25 protein-coding genes are annotated in these 22,541 nt (G+C 35.3%); 17 read left to right on the top strand and 8 right to left on the bottom strand.

Going from position 1 to position 22,541, the window contains the following annotated elements:
* Positions 1 to 284: 284 nt before the first annotated feature.
* The 3 genes from AO843_RS02900 to AO843_RS02890 all read right to left on the bottom strand — a co-directional run bounded on the left by AO843_RS02900 (position 285) and on the right by AO843_RS02890 (position 2,315).
* Complete coding sequence (locus AO843_RS02900) at positions 285 to 956, bottom strand: DJ-1/PfpI family protein (protein WP_054609643.1); 672 nt, start codon at positions 954 to 956, stop codon at positions 285 to 287.
* Positions 957 to 1,084: 128 nt separating this feature from the next.
* A complete protein-coding gene (locus AO843_RS02895) occupies positions 1,085 to 1,690 on the bottom strand; it encodes a TetR/AcrR family transcriptional regulator (RefSeq protein ID WP_054609642.1) in 606 nt (201 codons plus the stop codon).
* 286 nt (positions 1,691 to 1,976) lie between these two features.
* On the bottom strand, positions 1,977 to 2,315 hold the full coding sequence (locus tag AO843_RS02890) for a winged helix-turn-helix transcriptional regulator (RefSeq protein ID WP_054609641.1): 339 nt from the start codon (positions 2,313 to 2,315) through the stop codon (positions 1,977 to 1,979).
* A gap of 360 nt (positions 2,316 to 2,675) precedes the next feature.
* Between AO843_RS02890 and AO843_RS02885 the strand changes: the two genes are divergently transcribed.
* Positions 2,676 to 3,227 carry an NAD(P)H-dependent oxidoreductase gene (locus AO843_RS02885; protein ID WP_054609640.1) on the top strand — a complete coding sequence of 184 codons (552 nt, stop codon included), beginning with the start codon at positions 2,676 to 2,678 and terminating at the stop codon, positions 3,225 to 3,227.
* 33 nt (positions 3,228 to 3,260) lie between these two features.
* Positions 3,261 to 3,974, top strand: coding sequence for an SDR family oxidoreductase (locus AO843_RS02880; protein ID WP_054609639.1), 714 nt, complete (start codon positions 3,261 to 3,263; stop codon positions 3,972 to 3,974).
* A 171-nt stretch (positions 3,975 to 4,145) separates the two neighbouring features.
* Here AO843_RS02880 and AO843_RS02875 read toward each other — a convergent pair whose 3' ends face one another.
* The gene (locus AO843_RS02875) at positions 4,146 to 4,622 is read right to left on the bottom strand and encodes an SRPBCC domain-containing protein (RefSeq protein WP_054609638.1); all 477 of its coding nucleotides are present in this window, start codon (positions 4,620 to 4,622) and stop codon (positions 4,146 to 4,148) included.
* A 70-nt stretch (positions 4,623 to 4,692) separates the two neighbouring features.
* Complete coding sequence (locus tag AO843_RS02870; protein ID WP_054609637.1) at positions 4,693 to 5,667, bottom strand: helix-turn-helix transcriptional regulator; 975 nt, start codon at positions 5,665 to 5,667, stop codon at positions 4,693 to 4,695.
* A 312-nt stretch (positions 5,668 to 5,979) separates the two neighbouring features.
* Here AO843_RS02870 and AO843_RS02865 point away from each other — a divergent pair, with 312 nt between their 5' ends.
* From AO843_RS02865 to AO843_RS02810, 12 genes are all read left to right on the top strand, one after another.
* Positions 5,980 to 6,672, top strand: a complete 693-nt coding sequence (locus AO843_RS02865) for a stalk domain-containing protein (protein ID WP_054609636.1) — start codon at positions 5,980 to 5,982, stop codon at positions 6,670 to 6,672.
* Between the two features lie 250 nt (positions 6,673 to 6,922).
* Positions 6,923 to 8,287, top strand: coding sequence for a TraB/GumN family protein (locus AO843_RS02860; RefSeq protein WP_082389372.1), 1,365 nt, complete (start codon positions 6,923 to 6,925; stop codon positions 8,285 to 8,287).
* 196 nt (positions 8,288 to 8,483) lie between these two features.
* Complete coding sequence (locus AO843_RS02855) at positions 8,484 to 9,689, top strand: MFS transporter (RefSeq protein ID WP_231630049.1); 1,206 nt, start codon at positions 8,484 to 8,486, stop codon at positions 9,687 to 9,689.
* Positions 9,690 to 9,869: 180 nt separating this feature from the next.
* The gene (locus tag AO843_RS02850; RefSeq protein WP_054609634.1) at positions 9,870 to 10,106 is read left to right on the top strand and encodes a small acid-soluble spore protein Tlp; all 237 of its coding nucleotides are present in this window, start codon (positions 9,870 to 9,872) and stop codon (positions 10,104 to 10,106) included.
* A 237-nt stretch (positions 10,107 to 10,343) separates the two neighbouring features.
* Complete coding sequence (locus AO843_RS02845; RefSeq protein ID WP_054609633.1) at positions 10,344 to 10,877, top strand: RNA polymerase sigma factor; 534 nt, start codon at positions 10,344 to 10,346, stop codon at positions 10,875 to 10,877.
* Entirely contained in the window at positions 10,864 to 12,501 is a 1,638-nt protein-coding gene (locus tag AO843_RS02840; protein WP_054609632.1) for a DUF4179 domain-containing protein, read from the top strand. The genes AO843_RS02845 and AO843_RS02840 overlap by 14 nt, the downstream gene beginning before the upstream one ends.
* Positions 12,502 to 12,665: 164 nt before the next feature.
* Entirely contained in the window at positions 12,666 to 12,947 is a 282-nt protein-coding gene (locus AO843_RS02835) for a transporter suffix domain-containing protein (protein WP_054609631.1), read from the top strand.
* Complete coding sequence (locus tag AO843_RS02830; RefSeq protein WP_054609630.1) at positions 12,937 to 13,362, top strand: MarR family winged helix-turn-helix transcriptional regulator; 426 nt, start codon at positions 12,937 to 12,939, stop codon at positions 13,360 to 13,362. The genes AO843_RS02835 and AO843_RS02830 overlap by 11 nt, the downstream gene beginning before the upstream one ends.
* Positions 13,363 to 13,620: 258 nt before the next feature.
* Positions 13,621 to 14,901, top strand: a complete 1,281-nt coding sequence (locus AO843_RS02825) for a histidine--tRNA ligase (protein WP_054609629.1) — start codon at positions 13,621 to 13,623, stop codon at positions 14,899 to 14,901.
* Between the two features lie 142 nt (positions 14,902 to 15,043).
* Positions 15,044 to 15,421, top strand: a complete 378-nt coding sequence (locus tag AO843_RS02820; protein ID WP_054609628.1) for a GntR family transcriptional regulator — start codon at positions 15,044 to 15,046, stop codon at positions 15,419 to 15,421.
* A complete protein-coding gene (locus AO843_RS02815; RefSeq protein ID WP_054609627.1) occupies positions 15,422 to 16,279 on the top strand; it encodes an ABC transporter ATP-binding protein in 858 nt (285 codons plus the stop codon). It begins immediately after the preceding gene.
* 4 nt (positions 16,280 to 16,283) lie between these two features.
* Positions 16,284 to 16,898 carry an ABC-2 transporter permease gene (locus tag AO843_RS02810; protein WP_054609626.1) on the top strand — a complete coding sequence of 205 codons (615 nt, stop codon included), beginning with the start codon at positions 16,284 to 16,286 and terminating at the stop codon, positions 16,896 to 16,898.
* A 49-nt stretch (positions 16,899 to 16,947) separates the two neighbouring features.
* Here the strand turns inward: AO843_RS02810 and AO843_RS02805 are convergent, their stop codons facing one another.
* Together AO843_RS02805 and AO843_RS02800 are read right to left on the bottom strand one after the other, a co-directional pair.
* A complete protein-coding gene (locus AO843_RS02805; RefSeq protein WP_054609625.1) occupies positions 16,948 to 18,570 on the bottom strand; it encodes a hypothetical protein in 1,623 nt (540 codons plus the stop codon).
* A complete protein-coding gene (locus tag AO843_RS02800; RefSeq protein WP_054609624.1) occupies positions 18,567 to 19,349 on the bottom strand; it encodes an ABC transporter ATP-binding protein in 783 nt (260 codons plus the stop codon). The genes AO843_RS02805 and AO843_RS02800 overlap by 4 nt, the downstream gene beginning before the upstream one ends.
* A 139-nt stretch (positions 19,350 to 19,488) precedes the next feature.
* Between AO843_RS02800 and AO843_RS02795 the strand changes: the two genes are divergently transcribed.
* The 3 genes from AO843_RS02795 (at position 19,489) to AO843_RS02785 (ending at position 21,137) form a co-directional block, all read left to right on the top strand.
* Positions 19,489 to 20,013 (top strand): sigma-70 family RNA polymerase sigma factor, encoded by a 525-nt coding sequence (locus AO843_RS02795; protein ID WP_054609623.1) that lies wholly within the window; start codon positions 19,489 to 19,491, stop codon positions 20,011 to 20,013.
* Entirely contained in the window at positions 20,003 to 20,848 is an 846-nt protein-coding gene (locus tag AO843_RS02790; RefSeq protein ID WP_054609622.1) for a hypothetical protein, read from the top strand. Before AO843_RS02795 ends, AO843_RS02790 begins: the two co-directional genes overlap by 11 nt.
* A 106-nt stretch (positions 20,849 to 20,954) precedes the next feature.
* On the top strand, positions 20,955 to 21,137 hold the full coding sequence (locus AO843_RS02785; RefSeq protein ID WP_156313927.1) for a hypothetical protein: 183 nt from the start codon (positions 20,955 to 20,957) through the stop codon (positions 21,135 to 21,137).
* Positions 21,138 to 21,204: 67 nt separating this feature from the next.
* Here AO843_RS02785 and AO843_RS02780 read toward each other — a convergent pair whose 3' ends face one another.
* A complete protein-coding gene (locus AO843_RS02780; protein WP_054609660.1) occupies positions 21,205 to 22,416 on the bottom strand; it encodes a Zn-dependent hydrolase in 1,212 nt (403 codons plus the stop codon).
* Between the last annotated feature and the right edge of the window lie 125 nt (positions 22,417 to 22,541).

Here is a 22,541-nt window from a genome sequence, read left to right as displayed (position 1 = left end):
ATTGATTTACCAAATATTGAAAATGAAAGAGAAAGAAAAATGACAAAAGCGCCATCGAGAGTGAACTTCTCGATGGCTTTTGTCTACAATCTAAAACACTCTCTAGGTTGAGAGTGTTTTTTTGAACAATTATTTTCAAAGCAACTTTCACATTCCATGGCCATGTGAAGAAACAACAATCCAATACTGTTATTTTGTGCTAGCATCAGCACCCACAACTATCAGGCAAGTTAACATCTTGTAACTATTCCTTTAAAATACATTCTTTTTAAGTTACTTTGCCCTTAACTATTTTTGAATGACCTATCAGGCTCTTTCTCGGAAAATTCTTGAAGCATTTTTTTAATACCCTCCACTAAAGGTTGAGGTGCTTTTTGTACGGAACCTGTATCAAATGGAGGCTGCGGATCATATTCCAGTATTAACTGAACTCCCTTACTAAGATCGTCATTAAATTCCCAAGCAACTAATTGCAGAGCCATATCAATACCAGAAGAGACTCCAGCTGCCGTAACCATTTTATCTTGACGAACAACTCTTTCTTCAGTTGGAATAGTGCCAAGCGATTGTAGGATGTCAAAGGAACCCCAGTGACTAGTAGCTTTCATCCCTTTTAATAGACCAGCAGCACTTAAAATAAGAGAACCATTGCAAACGGAAGTAGTCCACTTCGTTGTTTGATGTATGTTCCGGATCCAGTTCAGCGTTACTTCATCATTCATTGGATTTTTGTAGTTAGGGGGACTACAGCCAGGAACAACAAGAATATCGGCAGAAGTAATGTCAGAAAAGCTATAGTCTGCATGCAAATAGCCCATTTTTGAATCTAGTTTAATCATTCCTTTATCTTTAGCAACAAATTTCACATGGCATTGCTGTGTAGCTGCAAACACTTCGTATGGACCAATAGCGTCCAAAGCTGTGATTCCGTCATAAAGTAAAATGGCAATTTCCAATACTATCTCTCCTTTAAGTTTTCTTTCAGACCGAACCGTCCGGTCCTTAAGAGTATCTTATATGCTAATGCCTGTAATTTCAACAAAATATTTCTTACATTTTAGTGAAAACCAAGAGGTATTACATTTTAAACCTCTTGGTTTTTTGATGCGTATTGTTGTAAAAGGTATTTTATTTGTTCGATACTGTGGTTCATATGATCATTATTTAAAGCTAAACGACTAGACATTATAGCACCTTCTAAAGTAGAGAATAAAAAAGATGCTAGAGAATAAGAATTTACATCTTGGCTAAATTCTTTGGAATGAATACCTTCCTCAATAATAGATTGTAGAAAAAGTAGCGTTTCATTATGTGTGTTAGCGGCTAACTCATGTAGTTCTGGGAATCCATCATCACTTTCTATTGCGGTATTTAGTAGTGGACAACCACCATCAACAGGGGGGGTATGAACAGCATCTTGATAAACTTCAAACATAGCAATTATTTTATCTGTCGCTGTAAATTTAGACTTTATTGCTTCAAAATAATGTTGCCAAATAATACTCATAGAATATTTGAAGGAAGCAATAGAAATGTCATTTTTATTTTCAAAACGTCTATAAATAGAACCCTTAGGTAATGCCGTGGCATTCATAATATCTTGAATAGAAGTTTGATCGTAACCTTTTTTATTAAATAATTTAAGAGAAGTTTGGATAATAAGATCGCGTGTTTGATCTTCTTTATTCATTAAAATTCCTCCATTTTGGAAAATAATAGAATCAGTATAGCACAATGTTGAAAGTGAAAAATTAGAGTACAGGAAGATAATAATAGCAAAGGCTATAGATGAGTTAATCGTATTTAAAGCGGGGTGTTTTTTTCAAAAACTGAGGTGAAGAAGATGTCATATTCCCCTAAGGATTAAATAAATATCCTTAATTTTAGTATGAACTTCCACACCTTACAGAGAGATGATCCATATCAGACATAGTTTGAAAGAGGCTAAATTTAAAGAACAACCTATATTTAATCTTTTATATATTTAATCCGAATCTCTTTAATTCAATGAAAATACCTTCCAATTGTTTTCCCTTTTCTGTTAACGTATATTCCACACGAGGAGGAACCTCTGGAAATACCTTTCGTTCCAGTATCTCATGGTCTTCCAGTACCTTAAGGCGGAGTGAAAGTGTTTTTGGGCTAATTCCATCCATTGATTTTAAAAGGTCACTGAATCGCATCGTTCCTTCAATAAGCAGATCACGAATAATTAAAAAGGTCCATTTAGTCCCAATCACGTCGAGCGTTTTAGCGATAGGGCAAGTCTCACCTGGGGTTCCTTTGGTCAACACGACAGGCTCAATAACACTCATTATACATCCTCCCTAAAATTTTTTTGACTAATTTACCTTATCATATCACAATAGTATATTTTCAGAAACTTTATGAATTAAATATCACTACTTCCTAAAATGAAGTAACTATATATATAATACCGATGAACCTATTATTCCATTCCTATATTGTAGAGGTGATTAAATTTAGTGCGAGAAATCAACGCAACAAACTACCTTTAGCACGTATTGCTCACTTAATCAGTGCTTTTGCTATCAGCACGATGGGAGTCATCATGTGGATTAAATGATACTTAAAGTGCAACAAGGGTTATTAGTTACTGGCCATATACTATGCGGTTTTTTAAGAGACCACGGAATTGAAGGAGCAAGAAAAGAATGAAAAATATACTTATTATTAACGGTCATCAGAAATATAGTTCGGCAGAAGGAAATTTGAACCAAACATTGATGGACAAGTTGATCAGCTTTTTTAGCGAAAAGAACAACGTAAAAACAACCATTGTTCAAAACGGATATAACATCGAGGAAGAACAGCAAAAATTTATATGGGCTGATATCATCATTTACCAAACGCCTATCTATTGGTTCAGTGTTCCGGGATTATTGAAGACGTATATGGATGAAGTATATGCTTATGGTTTATTTTTTAAAGGCGCTGATCAGTATGGAAAAGGAGGGCTATTGACGGAAAAGAAATATATGTTTTCGACTACCTGGAATGCTCCTGAAAAAGCATTCAACGATTCAAGTCAATTTTTTGAAGGGAACACCCTAGAAGATGCATTAAGTCATTTACATCGGATACAGAAATTTCTCGGAATGAAAACTTTAAAGAGTTTCTCTTGCTATGATGTAGTCAAAAATCCGAAGATTGAAAAGTTTGTATCTGAACTTGATATACACCTGCAAGAGGTATTGAATTTTTAATTCTATCAAGCAAACCCATAGGAGGATAAAAACATGTTAAAGGATAAAAAAATTGTCATTATTGGTGGAAGTTCCGGGATTGGGTTTGAATCAGCGAAACAGCTAATAGCCCAAGGTGCAGAAGTAATCATTGCTAGCCGATCCGAAGATAAATTACGGAATGCAAAAGAGCAATTAGGAGTTAGGGCTATAGCCTATACACTAGATACTACACAAGAACAGCAAGTCCAGTCTTTCTTTGAAAAAGTCGGCCAGTTCGATCATCTTGTTGTAAGCGCAGCAGAAACATCCAGCGGGTCATTTCTCCAAACGAATACAATCCAAGCCCGACAACTGTTTGAAAACAAATTTTGGGGACAATATTATGCAGCGAAATATGGTGCTTCGAAAATTTTACCAAATGGTTCAGTCACTTTATTCTCTGGGGTTGTAGCCTACAAGTCTATGGTTGGTTCAGCCATTCTAGGCGCAGTCAATGCGGCTGTTTCAAATCTAGGTCAGACTTTGGCATTAGAACTTGCCCCTATCCGTGTAAACATTATTTCACCGGGTATAATTGATACACCTTCCCGTAGTAAAATGCCAGAAGAAGCACGTACTAATTTCTATGCTACTGTTGAAAACAAACTACCAGTAAAACGGATAGGAAAAGCTGAGGATGTTGCACAAAGCGTATTATACTTGCTGCAAAATAGTTTTGTGACTGGGACTGTTCTTCATGTAGAAGGCGGTCACATTTTAGCTTAAATCAGCAACTGAGGAAAAAATTACTTGAAAAGTTTACTTGTGTTATCGATAAATAAGAATAATCCATTTTGAAGAAAGTGCCATTAAAAATGGATTATTCTCTAGTAGTTATTTGTCAAATAAATTCCAAATACGTTAGCGAGTGAAGGGCTAGTATTCTCTTTCTGTTAACTAATTTTGATGGGCCGATGAATCTTCATCAAAGTCTAGAACATTCCCTGTTTCTACTAAAGTCTTTGTGTTACTTAAAATCATCCACCAAGCCTTTTCGCTATTCTCATAAGTGGAATCTCCTTCTTTCCACTGGTCATGAATGAGCGTCAATTTCGTGCATGAGCCAATAGGTTCTAAAAAATACGAAATTCGTGACTCGAATGCATGATCATCATCTTTTAAATAAGATTTCCCAGGATAGTGAGTAAATCGAAGTACCTGATTGGGCTCATATTCCAAGACGTTTCCGTATACATGCAAAGTTTTATCTCCATCTACCCCAGGACCCACATACTCCAAGAGATCGCCCACTTGAAATGTAGATAGAATGACGGACCCATAATAAATTTTTTTTGTACCCTCGGGTGAGATAAGTGCCTTCCAAACTTCCTCTGGTGTACCTGCAATATAAAAATGATACTTCAAATCCTTCATAATTTTATGCCTCCTAAAAAATTTTATTTGGAACATGTACATTATAAAAAAACTCCACTGACAAGTACGGTCAGTGTAGTGAAGTATTTTGATAATGATTGAATAATTCAAAGCTGATAGTTGCTAATTTTTCTTGTAATAAAGTTGGTTCCAAAATGGTAATAGATTTACCATAAGGGAGAAGAAAGTAAGGTACCAAGCTATGAATAGACTCTTTATCAACTTTAAAAAGAGCTTGATTGTTGTTCCGTTCTATTAAAGCATGATTAAATAACCAATGTTGACATAAATCATCAAGCGCATGTGTATGGCCTTGGATACGGACAGAAATGAGTTTTTCAAGTTGACTTGCATCAGGTAAAATGTCTTTTAGAAAGAAAGAACGTGCTGAAAATCCCAAGGGTCGGTCAAATCTTTTATCCGTTTTGGATAATGATTGAATACGGTCGATTCGAAAACTTCGAATTTCTTCACGCAAATGGCAATAGGCGACGGTGTACCACTTACCTTTCCAATAAACAAGACCATAAGGATCAATGTGCCGGGATTGTGCTTCAATTTCCCTATCTTTTTGATAAACAATAAGTAATCTATAACTTTCCGCAACAGCAATTTCTAAATCTTGAAGAATAGATTTCAAAGACGGTTCGACAGTAGGATGTATGACTTCGAACCCTCTTAAATGTCGATTGATATGATTCAATTGTTCTTTGTTTGTATACATTTTCAATTTAGAAATTGCCTCGTCTAAAGTTTCACTAAAAGGATACCCTGCATCTATTGCAAATTTTGCAGCATGAACAAGCGCTTTCTGCTCATCTAGATTAAAAAACAAAGGGGCTTTTGTAAACTCATTCAGTAAACTGTACCCACCATTATGTCCTGCGTCTGAAATAATGGGTACGCCACTTGCACACAGATCATCGATATAGCGATAAACCGTACGATTACTGATTTCTAATTCCTCTGCTAGCTCCTTAGCAGTCAATTGTTTCCGAGTTTTGAGGAGCCATATTATAGAAAGCATATTAACCATTTTGGACATATATAAGGGGTCCTTTCTTTATAAATAAAAATGGTATAAAAAAATTTAAAGCTATTGGGGTATTTAAATTATATTTTACCATTTCATAAATCAACATAAAGAGTTTGAAGAACATTCAACTTGATATTAGAAATACTATGTAGAGTGGCATTAAACTTTATTTAAAGGCCACCTTCGATTATATAGAATAAAGATTGCTTAATAACCCAATGTAGATATGCAGAATTTTTTCCTATTCTGGATCAATATCTTGAAATGTGATATGTAATTTTTGGTATAATTACGTATAAATATATTTTAAGGAGTGACTATATGAAAAAACTACTTATAATAACAAGTTATTTAGGCTTTTTTATATTAGGAGGTTTAACCTTTACTTACCTCTCAACAACAGAGGCAGCAAGCAGTATGAAAAAGATCAACGTTTTCCAAGAAACAATTAATTACTATGTTGATAAGGTTGAAAAAAAACCACAAGAGGGTCAATCTGGCTTTATTTATGAAGGAACAACATATGTTCCAATGCGTTTTATTGCTGAATCTTTAGGGGAAAAAGTTACATGGGATGGAAAATCAAAATCCGTTTATATTGGTGATGTTCCAAAATTCATCTCTTTAAAAGATGTAAAACCTATTGGGAGTGATGAAGATCACTTCTTCCATAACCCAAGCTCTATCGTTATTAGTACCGGAGAAAAGTTTGAACAATCTTATCAACTAGGGGGGTATCATGGTGGAGGAGCTGTACAAGATCATACAGTTGAATACTTAGCTAATGGAAATTATAAAGGATTCCAAACTTACCTAGCACCTGTTAAAAAGCTAGTAGCTGGCTCTTTCGGCATAGGTTATATGAAAATTTACGCAGATAATAAATTGATTTATGATAGTGGATCGATAAAAGACAAGGTAATGGTTAATGTTAATTTAGATGGTGCTTCAAAAGTAAAATTTGAAATTGAGGGCAGTGGTTTAGGTATATTAGATCCTAAATTTACTCAATAAGCTTTCATTTAAAAAGACGATGACAAGAACTGTGTGTCATCGTCTTATTTCATGTTATTGAAGGTTGCGATAGCAATTTATAATTATATGAAACTAATTTAAATTTTTGATCTCGATAACTATATCAACATAATTTTTTGTTGATACAATTTTGTAAATATTTTCACGTTTAAGTATAAAATAGTTGGAATATGTATGATATAATTTCAAACGATGCAAATTCAGATATAGGAAAAGGAGAGAAAAGAATATGATGAAAAAGATAATGAAACGTACAAGCGCTGTATTGCTTGGTGCTTCATTGATGCTGACAACAGTTGTTCCTGTGATTCATGCAGAGGAGCAAACACAACCACCACTAGTACCATCGATTAGTAATTGGGCTATTGGAACATTAAATGAAGGTGAAAAATACGGGATCTATCCAACCGAATGGTATTTTGATGGCTTCCTTCAAGAAATCCCTGTGGACAAGGTCAATGAATTACTAGCTTTAACAGAAAAGAAAATTGCCTCTCTAGGTTTAGCTGAAAATAAACAGTATAAACCAGTGAGTGTGAAGAATGATAACACACGTGGTGATATTGTAAAACGCCTGTATAATATTGTGGCGCGCTATGATTTACCTGTTGGTACAGATGCTGTTCAATTTATGAAAGAGCATAACATATTACAAGGTTCTCCAAATGGACTGCAATTAGAGAAAAAAGCAACTACGCAACAAGCTGTTTTACTAGCAGTTCGTTTCATTCAGAGTACATATGCACTTGCAGAGCAAGGAGCAAAAGGAGTAGCTTGGGTTGTCGAGGATGAGGATACACTAGTATATTTACTAGGCTCTATTCATCTAGGTACACCTGATTTATATCCATTTAATAAAAAACTAGTGACGGCGTTTGATGAAGCAGATGCGCTGTTAGTCGAGGCCAATATTTTAGATACAGAAGGGCTTCAATATTATACAGAAAAGGCGATGTATGCGGATGGTTCATCCCTGAAAGACGCTATTGCACCGGAAACATATGCGAAGCTTGAGCAAGTCGCTAAGCTTTACGATCTTCCAATGGAGGAACTGACAATGCAAAAGCCATGGATGCTATCTAGCTCATTATCAATGCTGTCAATGGACGATTCCTTTGGAATGACACCACAGGAGATGGCAATGCATGGTATTGATATATACTTTTTATTGAATGCACAGCTACAGCAAAAGCCAGTGATCGAATTAGAAGGAACAAAAGCACAAGTCGACATGTTTGAAGCATTATCACCAGAAGCACAGGAGCAGTCATTGGTCGCTGTGTTGGACAGTATCATTAATCCATCGGAAGAAAACCAACACAAAATCCTTCAAGAGTGGTTTACAAGCTGGAAACAAGGAAACGTTGAAGCTTTCGCAAAAAGTTTCCAAGCGATGGAAGGTGAATCATCAGAGTTCAATGAAATGCTATTTGGTTTACGTGATGAACAAATGGCCAAGAAAATCATGAATGTACTTGAAGAGAAAAAAGGAACTTACTTTGTTGTTGTTGGATCAGGTCACTTCCTAATCGATAAAAATATCCGCTATCATTTGGAGAAAAATGGATACAATGTAAAACCATTTTATCAATAAAAAACTAACAAGGCAACCCGAGGCTATGAACTTAGCTAAGGTTGCCGTTTTTAGTTGCACCGAAATCTATCGATAGCTATGATTATCTAAAGAGATACTTTTATGTGAAAAAAAACCAAAATATATTCCGTTACTTTCAATTAATGTTCTATCTGCAGATTGAATATATGAAGAAACATAGGGAGGAATTATGCGCATGATTAGGAAATACCAACTCATTTTGTTTGGCTTTGGCTTTTCATATTTAGGGAATTGGGTAAATCTAGTTGCGCTTAATTTATTAGTTTGGCACTTAACAGAGTCGCCTGCAGCTATGGCTAGTATCTTTATTGTGGGGCCGATAGCTCGTATTTTAACAAGCTTTTTTGCAGGTTCTATTATTGATCGAACAAATAAACAAAAATTGATGATCTATAGCGATATCATACGAGGTATATTGATTTTATTATTACCTTTCACGTCGTCTATTTGGCTCATTTATTGTGTGTTATTTTTATCTAATATAGCTAGTAGCTTTTTTGGTCCAAGTAGTACCTACTATATATCGAAATATGTTCCAGACGAAGATAAACAATCTTTTAATGCGATTTTGGGAATGTTTAGCTCTGGTTCATTTTTAATTGGTCCTGCACTCGCTGGGTTTATCATTGCTATTTCAAATGTACAAGTGGCGATTTGGTTTAATGCACTTACATTCTTTGTCTGTGCTTTGGTCATTTATAAACTGCCGAGAGTAGAGGATCATCAGGAAGTCCGTCGTCAGCCAATTACATGGCAGCTGTTAAAAGAGGATTATATTATTGTCCACTCCTTTATAAAAAAAGAGCAAGTGTTTACCAAAGTATTTCTTTACTTTCAAGGGGCTTTAATGATTGCTTTTGCATTAGACTCACAGGAAGCCACATTTATTAAACAGAACTTAGAAGCTTCAGACAGTCTATATGGTGTAATCGTTAGTATCACAGGGGTAGGTGCTATAATCGGTGGTGCATTGGCTGCTCGCTATGCTAAAAAGTTTTCGACTAGGCAATATATTGTTTATGGTCTACTTTTGACGACGATCAGCTACACGCTATTTTACGCATCTCCAAATGTGACAATGGCAATTATCAGTTTTATTGCATTAGGAATTTGTATGTCATTTTGTAATGCAGGGTACAGTACTTTTTATCAATTAAGTGTACCAACAACTATTATGGGCCGCTTTGGTAGTGTTTCAACAATGGTCATTAGTATCTTACAGATTATTTTTACTTTAGTATTAGGCATGCTAGCAGAATGGTTTTCGCTACAAGAGGTCTGTATTCTATTTGGCGCAATAGCTATAATTTTCTCACTTGTTTTATATGTATTTATGCATTCGAAATCTGCCTATGAGGGTTTAAAAGAAGAGATTGTTTAAATACAGTGTCAGCCAATAATGAAACAAATCCATTGATAAGTAAACATGTACTTTGAAAAATCCATTATTTGAAGTGAGATGCACTGAGTAGAATAGGTGCTTTTCTTAGTAGAAGTTAGCGTACATATAATCATAAAAACAACCCAAACTATGTTTAAGTCAAAGTTTGGGGAGGTTAACATGGCTAATACAAGACATCGAAAAACTGATGATAGAACCAATAATGTAGAGCGCATTCGTGATATCGTTAAAAATACGGAAGAGAAAATTCATGAAGCAGAAATGAGTATGGAATTTGTAGATCCTCTGCAAAGTAAGCTGCTTAAAGAAAAAAATAAGCGACGTAAACAGTCAATTGAAGCGTTAAATGAGGAAATGAAGGATGAAATAGCAGCACGAAAAAAAGGGGAAGTTTAATAAGAAGTAACCAGAAGAGCCCGAAAATTTCCTGAAGTAATGATGCAGAGATGGTATGCCTACAGGTTAAAAACAGATGGTTTAGATGTCCAATAATGGGCCTCTATCATGCCATCTGTTTTTATTATGGGGTTTTTAATAAGTAATTACATAAGCAACGAAGTTCTAAAAAAAGATGAACCTTTTCTAATAGTCATTTGTTTATAAAGTAGAACAGTCAGAAAGGAGTGACTTAGATTGACAGAACGAGAATTATTCGTTTCATACAACAAGGATGTGTACCGTACCTGTTATTACATGCTACGAAACGCACAAGATGCAGAAGACCTTTGCCATGATGTATTTATCACCGTTTTTCGACAGGATTGGAGAAGTGTTGAACATACGCGAGCTTGGATTATGCGAATAGCGATGAATCAGTGCTTAAATTTGCTTAAAAGAAAGCAGGCTCAGTTGAAAAAACAAAGTCAGGTTCAATTGCTGCATGAGCAATCTACGACATTGGTTAAGTCCGTAGACACCATCGTATTGGAGAAGGCAGCAGGGGAGGAATGGGAGGAACTACTTGGACAGCTACCAGAAAAGCTAATGGCCGTTGTCACCCTGCGCTATATTGGAGAGCTATCATTAGCGGAAATTGCTGAATCTCTTAAGATCCCTGTGGGCACAGTGAAGTCGAGGCTTCACAAGGCATTGAAAATCATGCGCAAAAAATTGGAACAAAATCAAAACTTATGGTTGAAGGGGGAGAATCAATTTGGAACGCATTGAAAAGAAACTTAAAAATGAAATGAAGGCAGACAATAACATGTCGTATCCTGATTTTGATCAAATGTGGAGTAGTATCCAGAAGGACGAGCTAAAGATTGCAGATGTACCAATCGAACTTCGACCTCGTAAAAGAAAGAGATTTGCTTTGGTAGCGGGATTATCTGTAGCTCTAATGGCTACACCTGTTTATGCAGCACTGAATTACGACTGGTCCAATATTCTTACTTATAGGGCTGGTATTCAGTCTGCATTAGCACAAGGCTTAGGCCAGACGATTGAGCAATCTGTTAAGAAGGATGGGTTTACATTAACTGTACACACGGCGTTTATAGATGATAATAGAACCTTCCTGCTATATAGTTTAAAACCTGAAGTATCTTGGGATGGAGAGGATATAGGCTTTGAATTAACCGGACTTAAAAATGCGAAGGGTAACTTTATTGAAGGGAGTTATACACATTCTTGGAATGAGGAGCTTGGTGTCTTCCAGGGATATTTTGAAACGGATTGGGTTGTAGAAGGCCAGATGGCAGATGTGGAGTTTACGATGGAGAATATTCAGTTCATCAGCAATGAGAAACATTCTATCAGCTATAATCCAAATGACTTGACTACGCAAGTTTTCCCAATTCAAAAGGATGGGGTTGACACCGTGACTATCCAATCTTTTGAACAAGATAAGGGTAAAGTATTACTTAAATCAGCAGTTACGCTTACAGATTTAAAAGTTCGAAATACAGGGATATTCATTGAGGCGATTAATGACAGAACAAATTCTATTGAGAATGGGAAAAGATCTTTCTCGGGAAATCAAGGAGCAAAGGGTGAATATTTTAGTCAGCAACTATTCGAGTCTGATGCCTTACACCAAGAAGGGACTAAATTCCAAATTTCTTATAATCGCGTACTAGAAACAAAAGAGAGTGATTGGCGTATAAAACTAAATCTAGCTAAAAAACAATTGGAAAATGCGTCATTTAAGCAAGTACTAGATATCCCAATTGACAATGTGCCTGGTGGGACTAAAATCCATGAAATGACGGTTACACCGACCCAAGTTCGGTTGATTCTTACTCAAGAAAAATACGAGACTTTTCCATATAGTGATTATCAACTGGATGTGGGCGGAACTTTATTGACTGGTAATATATCGGGTATAGATGGAAATCCTAATGAAACAGAGCTTCGCTTTGAAATGAAAGGACTAGATGCAGCTTCTCTGGAAAATCAACCTATAACATTTGTTGCTAAGCACCGTGTTGAAGGTATATATGGAGACTACAATTCAACCCGTTTAACGAACATATCAGCAAAGCCTCAAAGTGTAACATCTAATATTGCAGGGTATCCGATCTCATGGACTTATTACATGAAGGACAATAACCTTTATGTGGAATCATTAAGCGCTAATCCAGAATTTGCTGGAGTCAATCAAACCTATTATTTAGATGATAAAGAAAAAATCCATGGAACGCCTGAATTTATGGGTATGCTTGATAATAATAAAAGAATGGATGTTTATGAGAATTTTGACAAGAAGGAGCTTGACATTCTCGTTTATAATTATTTAATTAACAAGCCAAATGATGAGTTACGTGTGCCACTTACATCTGTAAAACAATAAACACAAAAAATGTAATACTATCATCCCATCTATTTGGATTCATCAATTTTCAAATAGATGGGGTTTTTGTTTTCCTGGTAATAATAACATTGCTTAACATACTAAAGAAATTTATAATATAGTTTAGTTAACTTAAATAAAATATTGTACAGGAGAATGGTTTCATGACATCTAACGAAAAAGCACAAAAGCCCTTTGCCTATAAACTTGGAGTAGGCATTATTATCTTTTCTCTTTCACTATGGCTAATCCCAATCATTACACCATTTACACCCATACCTACGAAATTAAAAGCAGGAATTATACCAGGGAGTATTATTATAGCTGAAATCTTATTTTGGCTAGGTGCTTTACTTGTTGGGAAAGAGGTAGCTAACAAGTTTAAAAGCTATCTTAATCCTAAAAAATGGCGAGAAAAAGGTGACACTCAAAAAAATGAAGACTAATAATGTAGTGGAGCAAATTAATCAAACCATTGAAGATATTTGGATCATTCTTGAGAAAATGGAAAGAAACTATACTAATTTCTCCTTAAATAATCAACAATATGTCCTTTTGACATTTGTGATTCGTCATCCTTCTTCTTCACCTTCTGAACTAGCTGAAAAAATGGCTATTACGAAAAGTGCTGTGAGCCAGCAGATCGCAAAGCTTGAAAAGGATGGCTATATAATAAAAAGGCAGCATGTAGAAGATAAGCGTGGTTTTTCTATTGAATTAGGTGAGAAAGGATGGCTTTATAAACAGGAAGTTGAAGCGTTTAATCAACAGATTTCTGAAAAGTATCAAGCCAATTTAACACCCGAGGAATTAGCGAATATGTTAGGTACATTACAAAAGTTAAAAAAAATAATTTTTTGATTTCACGAAATAGTTTGACATTTGATTTGTTTTGTCTTATAGTATCCCTTAATATAAAAGGAGGGAATACATATGACAATTATTTTTGTCCAATCGTACACAACAAAACATCATCATAGTCAGTAGTCTTGCTATCCTTATTAATTTATTAATATTGAATAGAAAGACTATTTCTTATGTAATCGTATAAATAAAGCTGATTTGGGGCTTTATCGTATACGGTTTTTTTATTTGCCAAAAAATGAGGAGGCAATGGTGATGAAAAAAATGGACTATCAAAATGTTCGCGGAACACAAGATTATTTACCAGAGCAGGAGGTCACTCGTCGTGCTATTCGGCGTACTTTAGAAGATACGTTTATGGCTTATGGCTGCAAGCCGTTAGAGACACCTATTCTTAACTATACAGAGCTGATGGCTTCAAAATATGCTGGTGGTGCAGAGATTCTACAGGAAATGTACACATTAACGGATAGAGGTGAGCGTGATTTAGCGTTACGCTATGATTTAACGATTCCGTTTGCAAAGGTTGTAGCGATGAACCCTTCTATTTCAATGCCATTTAAACGATATGAGATTGGTAAAGTATTTCGAGACGGCCCCATTAAGGCGGGGCGTTTTCGTGAATTTACACAATGTGATGTAGATATTGTTGGGGTAGCCTCACAGGCTGCTGAGGCGGAGCTAATGATGATGGCGATAGATGCATTTGATAAACTTAATCTGCAAATTAATATCCAATATAATAATCGCAAACTTTTAGTTGGTTTATTGCAATTATTTGAGGTAGAGCAGGAGCAAATGAATCGAGTCATTTTAATTTTAGACAAGATGGAAAAAATAGACCAAAAAACAATGCTAACAGAATTACAGGAATTAGGGATTTCTAATAACAGTATTAATAAGATTAAGCAATTTCTAGAGGAACGTACTCAAATAAATATGGCATATTTTAAAGAGTACGCGAACAAAAATATGTTGTTACAACAAGGTTTACAGGAATTAATGGAACTAACAGCTTATTTAAACACACTTGAGTTAAGTGAACAATGTATATTCAATCCGTTTTTAGCGCGGGGGCTTGAGATTTATACAGGGACCATTTATGAAATCTTTTTAGCCGATGAAACCATTCGTTCCAGTATGGGGAGTGGAGGGCGTTATGATCAGGCGATTGGTGGCCTTATGGGGTCGGAGCAATCCTATGCCACTGTGGGGATCTCTTTTGGTTTAGATGTCATATTTACAGCCTTGGAGCTTTCAGGGAAAATAGAGCGAAACACACCGATTGCAGATATTTATATTATTCCCATTGGAACGGAAAAGGCAGCGCTAAAGCTGGCAGCAGAATTGCGCCGAAAAGAATATAAGGTAGAAGTTGAGCTAAGTGGGAAGAAAGTAAAAAAGGCAATGGAAAAAGCTAATCGTGAAAATACACAAAAGGTCATAGTATTAGGAGAAGATGAGGTCACTCATAATATGTATAAAATAAAAGAAATGCAAAGCGGTAAGGAAGAACTCGTTGCATTTGTATTTTAAGAATAAGGGCATGTAGTCATTCATTTGGCTATATGCTTTTTTTAGTAGTAATTAACAGGAAATTTTTACTTGCAAATTAATGTCAATGTGTATATATTGTATATAAAGTATATATACAATATTTTCGCGAAGAGGTATTTGCATGCAAATTATTATTTCAAACAGTTCAAAAGAACCCATTTATGAACAGATATATGCGCAGATCAAAAAACTAATTTTAACAGGTGAATTACAGGAGGGGCAGTCATTGCCTTCCATGCGTCAACTAGCAAAGGATTTAGAGATTAGTGTCATTACAACAAAACGTGCTTATGAAGAGCTAGAAAAAAACGGTTTTATTTACTCGATTGTTGGGAAAGGTTCGTTCATCTCTGAACAAAATACAGAAATGATGAAAGAAAGAAAAATGAAGGCTATTGAGGAAAAGTTACTGGTAGCGATTCAAAATGCGAAGGAAATGAATATTAGTTTAGTTGAGTTAAAGGATATGCTTACTTTATTGTATACGGAGGATGAATAGATGGAAAATGTTATTGAATTACAGCATATACAAAAGTCATTTAATGGTTTTCAAATAAGGGATCTTTCAATCAATGTTAAAAAAGGATTTGTCACAGGGTTTATTGGAGGAAATGGTGCAGGAAAATCGACGACGATTAAAATGATTATGAATTTATTGCAGCAGGATAGTGGAACTATTTCTATTTTCGGTAAAAGCTATAAGAAGCATGAAAAAGAAATAAAAGAACGTATCGGTTTTGTCTATGATGAGAATATCTTTTATGAAAATATTACGCTAAAGGATATGAAAATGATCATTAAACCAGCCTATAAAAAATGGGACGACAAGAAATTTCAGTATTATGTTGAACAGTTCGAACTACCTTTGAACAAAAATATGAAGACATTCTCAAAAGGGATGAAGATGAAGGCATCATTAGCTATTGCATTAGCACATCACGCTGAATTAATTATAATGGATGAGCCAACGTCTGGACTTGACCCTATTTTCCGGAGAGAGTTACTCAATATTTTACATGAGTTAATGCAAGATGAGGACAAAACTATATTTTTCTCCACACATATTACTACAGATTTAGATCGTATTGCAGATTATATTACCTTTATTCATAATGGCCAGCATATCTTCACCAAGGAGTTTTATAAAATTGAAGAGGAGTATGCCATTGTTAAAGGAACACTGGATTTATTAGATTGTGAAACGGAGCGGGAATTCATTGCCCTACGTAAAACAAACAGAGGCTTTGAAGCATTAACGGCTAATAAACATCGGGTAGCCACTATATTTGGCGATACGGTTGTTGTTGAAAAGCCTACGCTTGAAGACATTATGTATTATACAAAGAAAGGGTGGTAAGAATATGTTGAACCTTATTCTAAAAGATATTTTAATTCAAAAAAACATCCTAATAATCTACATAGCAACTATTATTCTTTATTTAATGGTTAATGTTTCGTCGGTATTTATAGTTTTTATATATAGTATCGTATTTGTTTTAAGTGCTTTCTCTAATGATGAAAAAGATAATGCTAATATTTTACTCAATTCATTACCTTATACAAGAAAAGAAATTGTTAGTTCGAAATATATTGGAACGTTAATTTTTACAGGGTTCTTTATGTTCTATACGTATTTGTTCGACTTTCTTTTAAATGGGAAAGAGGTAGCTGTATTGTGGAAAGAAATATTGCTGATTATGGGCCTCGTTATGATTGTAATTTCTTTTATTCTACCAATTTCCTATAAATTCAAAACGAAGTACTTAACTATTTTTATGATGGTTTCGTTTGCCATTTATTTGGTGATGGTTAAATCCTTTTTCCCTAACTTTAATAATTTAGTAAAAACAGTTGTACAAAATTTCATGACTGTACAGGAGCTACAACTATACCTTATTATCACATTACTGATTGTTCTATTATATATAGGCTCATGGATGCTCTCCATCCGTATTTATGAGCGAAAGGCATTTTAAAGGAAAACGGCTGGGCCCATACAATGTGGGGCTCAAGCCGTTTTTGACTTTACTGTTCAGGTTTGAAGGCGAGCTTCCATACCACGATATTGATAAAGAAAAGCACAATAAAATAAACCGTAGATCCGAGAGCCACTTGACTAGCAATTAAATAGTGTAGACCTGCTAGCATAGCTAAGGGGATGAGTAATAAAAAAGTTTTCCATCCTTGAGCATCTCCCATTTCGTCATATGGTTTGGTAAAAGGTATTTTGTTGTTCATCGTGAAGAAGCAGAGGAAGGTATACAGCAAACTTGTAACTAAAACCACCAGTAAATCTGGGAGTATTCGAATACCGTAAATATAGCTAAACACTATGCTTAATACCAAAAACAATGGCACATACAATTTGATTAAAAATGCCTTTAAACTGCCCTTTTGTAAATTCGTATAATCTTTTAATGGGAGTATTTTATAAATCCAAGCAGCTTTATATTTAGCAGAATGGCCAAGCAAAAGTACAGCGGATGGAATAATCATCATACTAAAATAAATATTTAAGTAACCCATACTAGTAGAATAATCAATTTCTTCCGACCTACTAAAAGTAAATATAAAAATAAATGGAATAATAAATGAAAAACCTAAAGAAGGATAAACTTTTAGCTTAAACTCTCGCTCTTGTTTCATCATAAGGGAGGCGAAACGATAGAATGCTCTCTCTTCATGGCTTCTACATACTAATGCTAATAAAAATGATTTCAGTCGATTGTTCTTCTCTTTTTTTGATTTACTTGTACTTAACAGTTTTTGAAGGTTACGCTCAAAGGTTGGAATGAGTCTGATGTATAAGCCAATCGAAAGAATCGGTATGATGACTGCAAAGATGCTGTATACCAGTGTTAATAAGGAAGTATCTCCATTTAGCGTTAATTCAAAGGGTGCAGCGAACCACATCGGTATTAGGAAGAGACTCCACCAATGAAATGACACTGTCATATCCAAATTAACGAATTCAAAGGACCGAATAAGAACCTGATAACCAACCATCAGCATCAATGACAAAGCAATTTGGACATAGTTGATCATATCCTTCAGCTTTTCACCATCAAAGAAGCGTAAAATGGCAATATATAAAATGGCTGTGAATGCTACAATAAATAAATTAATGAATATTATCTCTAGACCTGCCAAAATAAAAAACACAATTCCTTGCGTAAACAGGCTAACTATTAAAGGAATACCCGTTAAGGCAATTGTTAAATAGGATAAATAAATAAAAATATGCATGAACTTTGCAGCATTAATGGTTTTAGCGGAAATAGGCTTAGTGGAAAGTATACTTTTATCTCGTACATCTAAGAGCACAGAAGAAAAGTCAGCAATCAATGACGTCATAATTAAAAATATGATCATGGCAAACGCAATACTCATTTGAAAAAGAAAATTTTGCCCAAACCCCATTAGCGGGATGAGTATAAGGCCGAATAAAACATAAATCCATAGTGATTTAATATAGCCATATTTTTGATCGTCTTTTTTTTTGTTCTGATTAAATAGAGTTGGTACTTTACGTTCATCCATCGTTAATTTTATATGGAGGATTTTTCGCATCATGTCATAATCAATGCCTATCTTTACAAAAAGCCATCGGAATAGATCAAGCAATTGGAGCGTTTTGAAATCTGTCATGAGTGTACTCCTTGAACGATCGACACAAATTTCTCGCCAATCTCCTGATGTTCATGGAATCCTGTTAATTGATTAAAAATCCTTTCCAACGTTCCTTCAGTGTTATCTTCTTGTAACTGGGCAAATGTTCCGTCCGCTGCGATTTTGCCATCATACAGCAGGATAATACGACTACTGATTTTTTCAACTACATCCATAATATGAGATGAATAGAATATTGTTTTTCCGTTGGCTGCAAGCTGCGTTAAAATCTCTTTAAAAATCATGACACTGTTTGCGTCTAAGCCATTGATTGGTTCATCTAAAAATAGTAGGTCTGGATTATGTATGAGACTTGCAATGATTAGTAGTTTTTGTCGCATGCCTTTTGAATAGGAAGAAATTCTAGAATGGTATGCTGCACCAACCCCAAACAACTCCATGAGTGATTTGGATTTGCTAGCTGCTTCCTCTAGCTCAAGTCCATACAACTGCCCGATAAACGTTAAATATTCATAGCCTGTTAGGTTGTCGTATACATCAGCGATTTCTGGAACGTATCCGATTTTCTGCTTATAGTCTATTTGATTTTGCCCAATATTCTCCCCAAAGAGCTTAATTTCTCCACCATAGTCACCTTCAAGTCCTAAAATGATTTTAACAGTCGTGCTTTTGCCGGCACCATTTGGACCAATATAGCCGATGATTTCCCCTCTAGAGGCATGGAGGTCAATTCCCTTTAAAATTTCCTTGTTTCCATAACTCTTTGTTAAATTTGTAATCGTTAAAATTTCTTCCATTTCATCGCACCTTCCTAAATTATAGAAAAATTAACCATAAATACACTATAGCATATAAAAAGAGAGAATATTCCTTTTGGTAAAATGAAACCAGTTCATTTCCAGTTTTGTCTAACATTAAAGAAGGGAGGGTTTTGTTATGACATCTAATGAGAAAGAAAAATTGCTTTATGAAGTAATGGAGCAACATGGAGATTATTTAAAACGGTTAATTTATACATATGTAAAAGAACTACAAAAGACAGAGGACCTTGTACAAGAAGTTTTTATTAAATTTTATAAAAGCCTCGATGCCTTTGAAGGACGTTCTTCTACCAAAACCTATTTATATCGAATAGCAGTGAATGAATGCCAAAATTATTTAAAAAGCTGGCATTATAAAAAATTTGAAGTAACGGAGAAAATGAAGAATTGGTTGAAACGAGAATCTCTAGAGCTGGACATTTTACAACAAGAGCAAAGTAAGTCTATCGGGCAATTAGTCAATTCTTTACCTACTAAATATCGAGAAGTGATTTGGCTCCATTATTATGTTGAACTATCAATAACAGAAATTGCCGAAGTGTTAAAATGCTCTCCCAACACAGTGAAAACAAGATTAGTTAGAGGGCGAAAATTAGCAAAAATAACAATAGAGGAGGGAGAGTTAGAATATGAATATTAAAAAAGAACTGGAAAAGTCGATTCCTACATCTATTAAGTTATCAGAGGATGATAAAGCGAATATTATGGCGAAATTACATCAATCTCATCAACCAAACTATCAATGGAAGCCTTTAATGGTTTCAATATTGGCGGTTTTTCTGATTGGAATTAGTCTCCTACCAACCATTCAAAATGTGAAGGATAATATCCCTCCATCTGCTTCTTCGATGGCTATCCCTGATGAACAAGAGGAATCACAATTAGAAGATGAACTAGCTAAAAAACCACCCCCAACACTTACGGATGAGGTAAAAAAACAGTACTATGAGCAATATTTAAAAATAATAGAGGAAGCAATGGCGCTGAAATCAGGTTTAGTCATTGGTGTTTCACCAATAGATAAGTTCGAAGATGAATATTGGATTACACCAGAAGAGTTTGAACAGGACGTTCATTCGTGGATAGAGCAGCATTTAATCACAGAACGTAAAATGAATAAAATGATGTTAATTAACCCAGAACCCGTAATTACAGATAACGATGGTAGTACAACTAAGAAAACCTATTTGTACTTTCCTGATTTAATTAGAACAATAGAGGTAACAGGAGATTTTGAAACACAATTTAGTCCATCTCACAATCGTCAAATGTTCACTTCTGTACAGAATATTTCTACAAAACTAGTGAAAACCCAAAGTGGTGAGTGGAAGCAAACATCCTTTAAAACAGATTTAATAGATGGAGGCCGAGCAATTAGTATTCAAATAGAAGGAATTTATGAGCTAAATAACGCTCAATCTGAGAAGAGATTTACCATTGAATTTTACTGTGATGAAAACGGTAACATCTCTTAAACTTCGTTCACTAATTGCACTAACTTCATGTCACTTCCAATTTTTGATGAGCAGGGGCATAAACTTGAATTAATTAATGGCAAAGGTTGGCATGAGAGCAATGGTAGTGAACAAATTATGGATTATCCATCGCTTTACTCCTTTTGAATCTGTATTAGCATCCATTACGATCAAGCCTTCTATACATCTCTTTAAAGAATATCCAAAGGGTGCATTTCAAATGGACGAAAATAATGAACCTAAGATTCAAAATATTCCTGAGTTAGAAATGACAATACCCATTCAGTGAATTCAAGAAGCTACCCAACAAAAGTGATGGATAGCTTCTAGTAGTTTCTTTTATATATAATAGTTGGCTATTTAGCGAGTTCGACGACAGAATCGTAAAAAATATTAGTTGCTACAATGATATCCTCATCGGAACTATATTCTAAGGGATTGTGGCTAATGCCGTCTTTTGAACGGACGAACAACATCCCAATTGGAGCTATTTCAGCAATATTCATTGCATCATGCCCAGCACCGCTTATAAGAGAATATGGACGTATCCCTTGTTTTTCAATACTTGTTGCAAGTTGCTGTTGTAGTTTCTCATCAGTTTTTGCAGGCTTAATGCGCTGTAATATTTTTGAAGCCAATGTGACATTTCTTCGCTCTGCAATTTGTTGAAGTTGTTGCAATATCGCCGCCTCTAGCGTACTCACTTTTTGTTCGTCAATATCTCGTAAATCTATAGAGAAAGTGGCTTTGCCTGGGATGACGTTTGTTCCATTTGGGGATACAGTAAGCTTGCCGACAGTTGCCACGGCATCTGTTGTGTCATTTAATAGACGTTCAATGGCTAAAATCATCTCGCTTGCCGCAGTTAGAGCATCCTGCCGAATAGGCATAGGTGTTGCACCTGCATGTTCACTGACGCCGGTTACAGATATTTCTAACCATAAAGGAGCTGCTATGCCTGTCACGACACCGACAGGCAAATTTTCATTTTCTAGTACTTTGCCTTGCTCAATATGCATTTCTAAGTAAGCTATGATGTCATTACGTTGTGCATTTACTAAAGGATAAGGTGACAGTTGGAATTCCTTCATGGCATCTTCAATGGAAATGCCAGCTTCATCTTTGTGCTGTAATTGCTCCCCGGTTAAAAGACCAGCCATTGCACTGCTACCAAGTAACCCAAAGCCAAATCTCGTGCCTTCTTCATCCTTAAAAGCGACAACTTGTATTTTTTTAGAGGGAAGCACCTGTTGCTCATGCATCGTGTTTACCACTTCAATTGCGGCTAGCACACCTAACGCACCATCATATTTACCGCCCTCTGGAACTGTATCGATGTGAGAACCTAGCATAATGGTTTCTTTACCTTCCCCATAAGTACCAATAAGATTCCCAACAGCATCGACCGTTACGCTCATACCTGCTTGTTCCATGTAAGTCGTCACTAACTCAATGGCCTGCTTTTCTTCTGGTGTGAATGAGAAGCGATTAATCCCACCTGTACCCTCATTGTAGCCAATTTGGCTTAAGTCTTGAAGATGTTGTAAGAGTCTACCTTCATTAATCATGACAATCACTCCTTCATTTGAATTTGGAAGTGGCATTGTCCTTTTCACAAGACAAACCGATCATGTACCACCTTTAAATTTTTATTGTACCTTTTTGGCATTGGAGGAGTCGATTACTTTGCTAT

The sequence above is a fragment of the Lysinibacillus sp. ZYM-1 genome, from assembly GCF_001308875.1.
In the GTDB taxonomy this organism is placed as follows: domain Bacteria; phylum Bacillota; class Bacilli; order Bacillales_A; family Planococcaceae; genus Lysinibacillus.
Note: the sequence above shows the minus strand (reverse complement) of the source record. Positions and strands in the feature narration are given on the sequence as shown.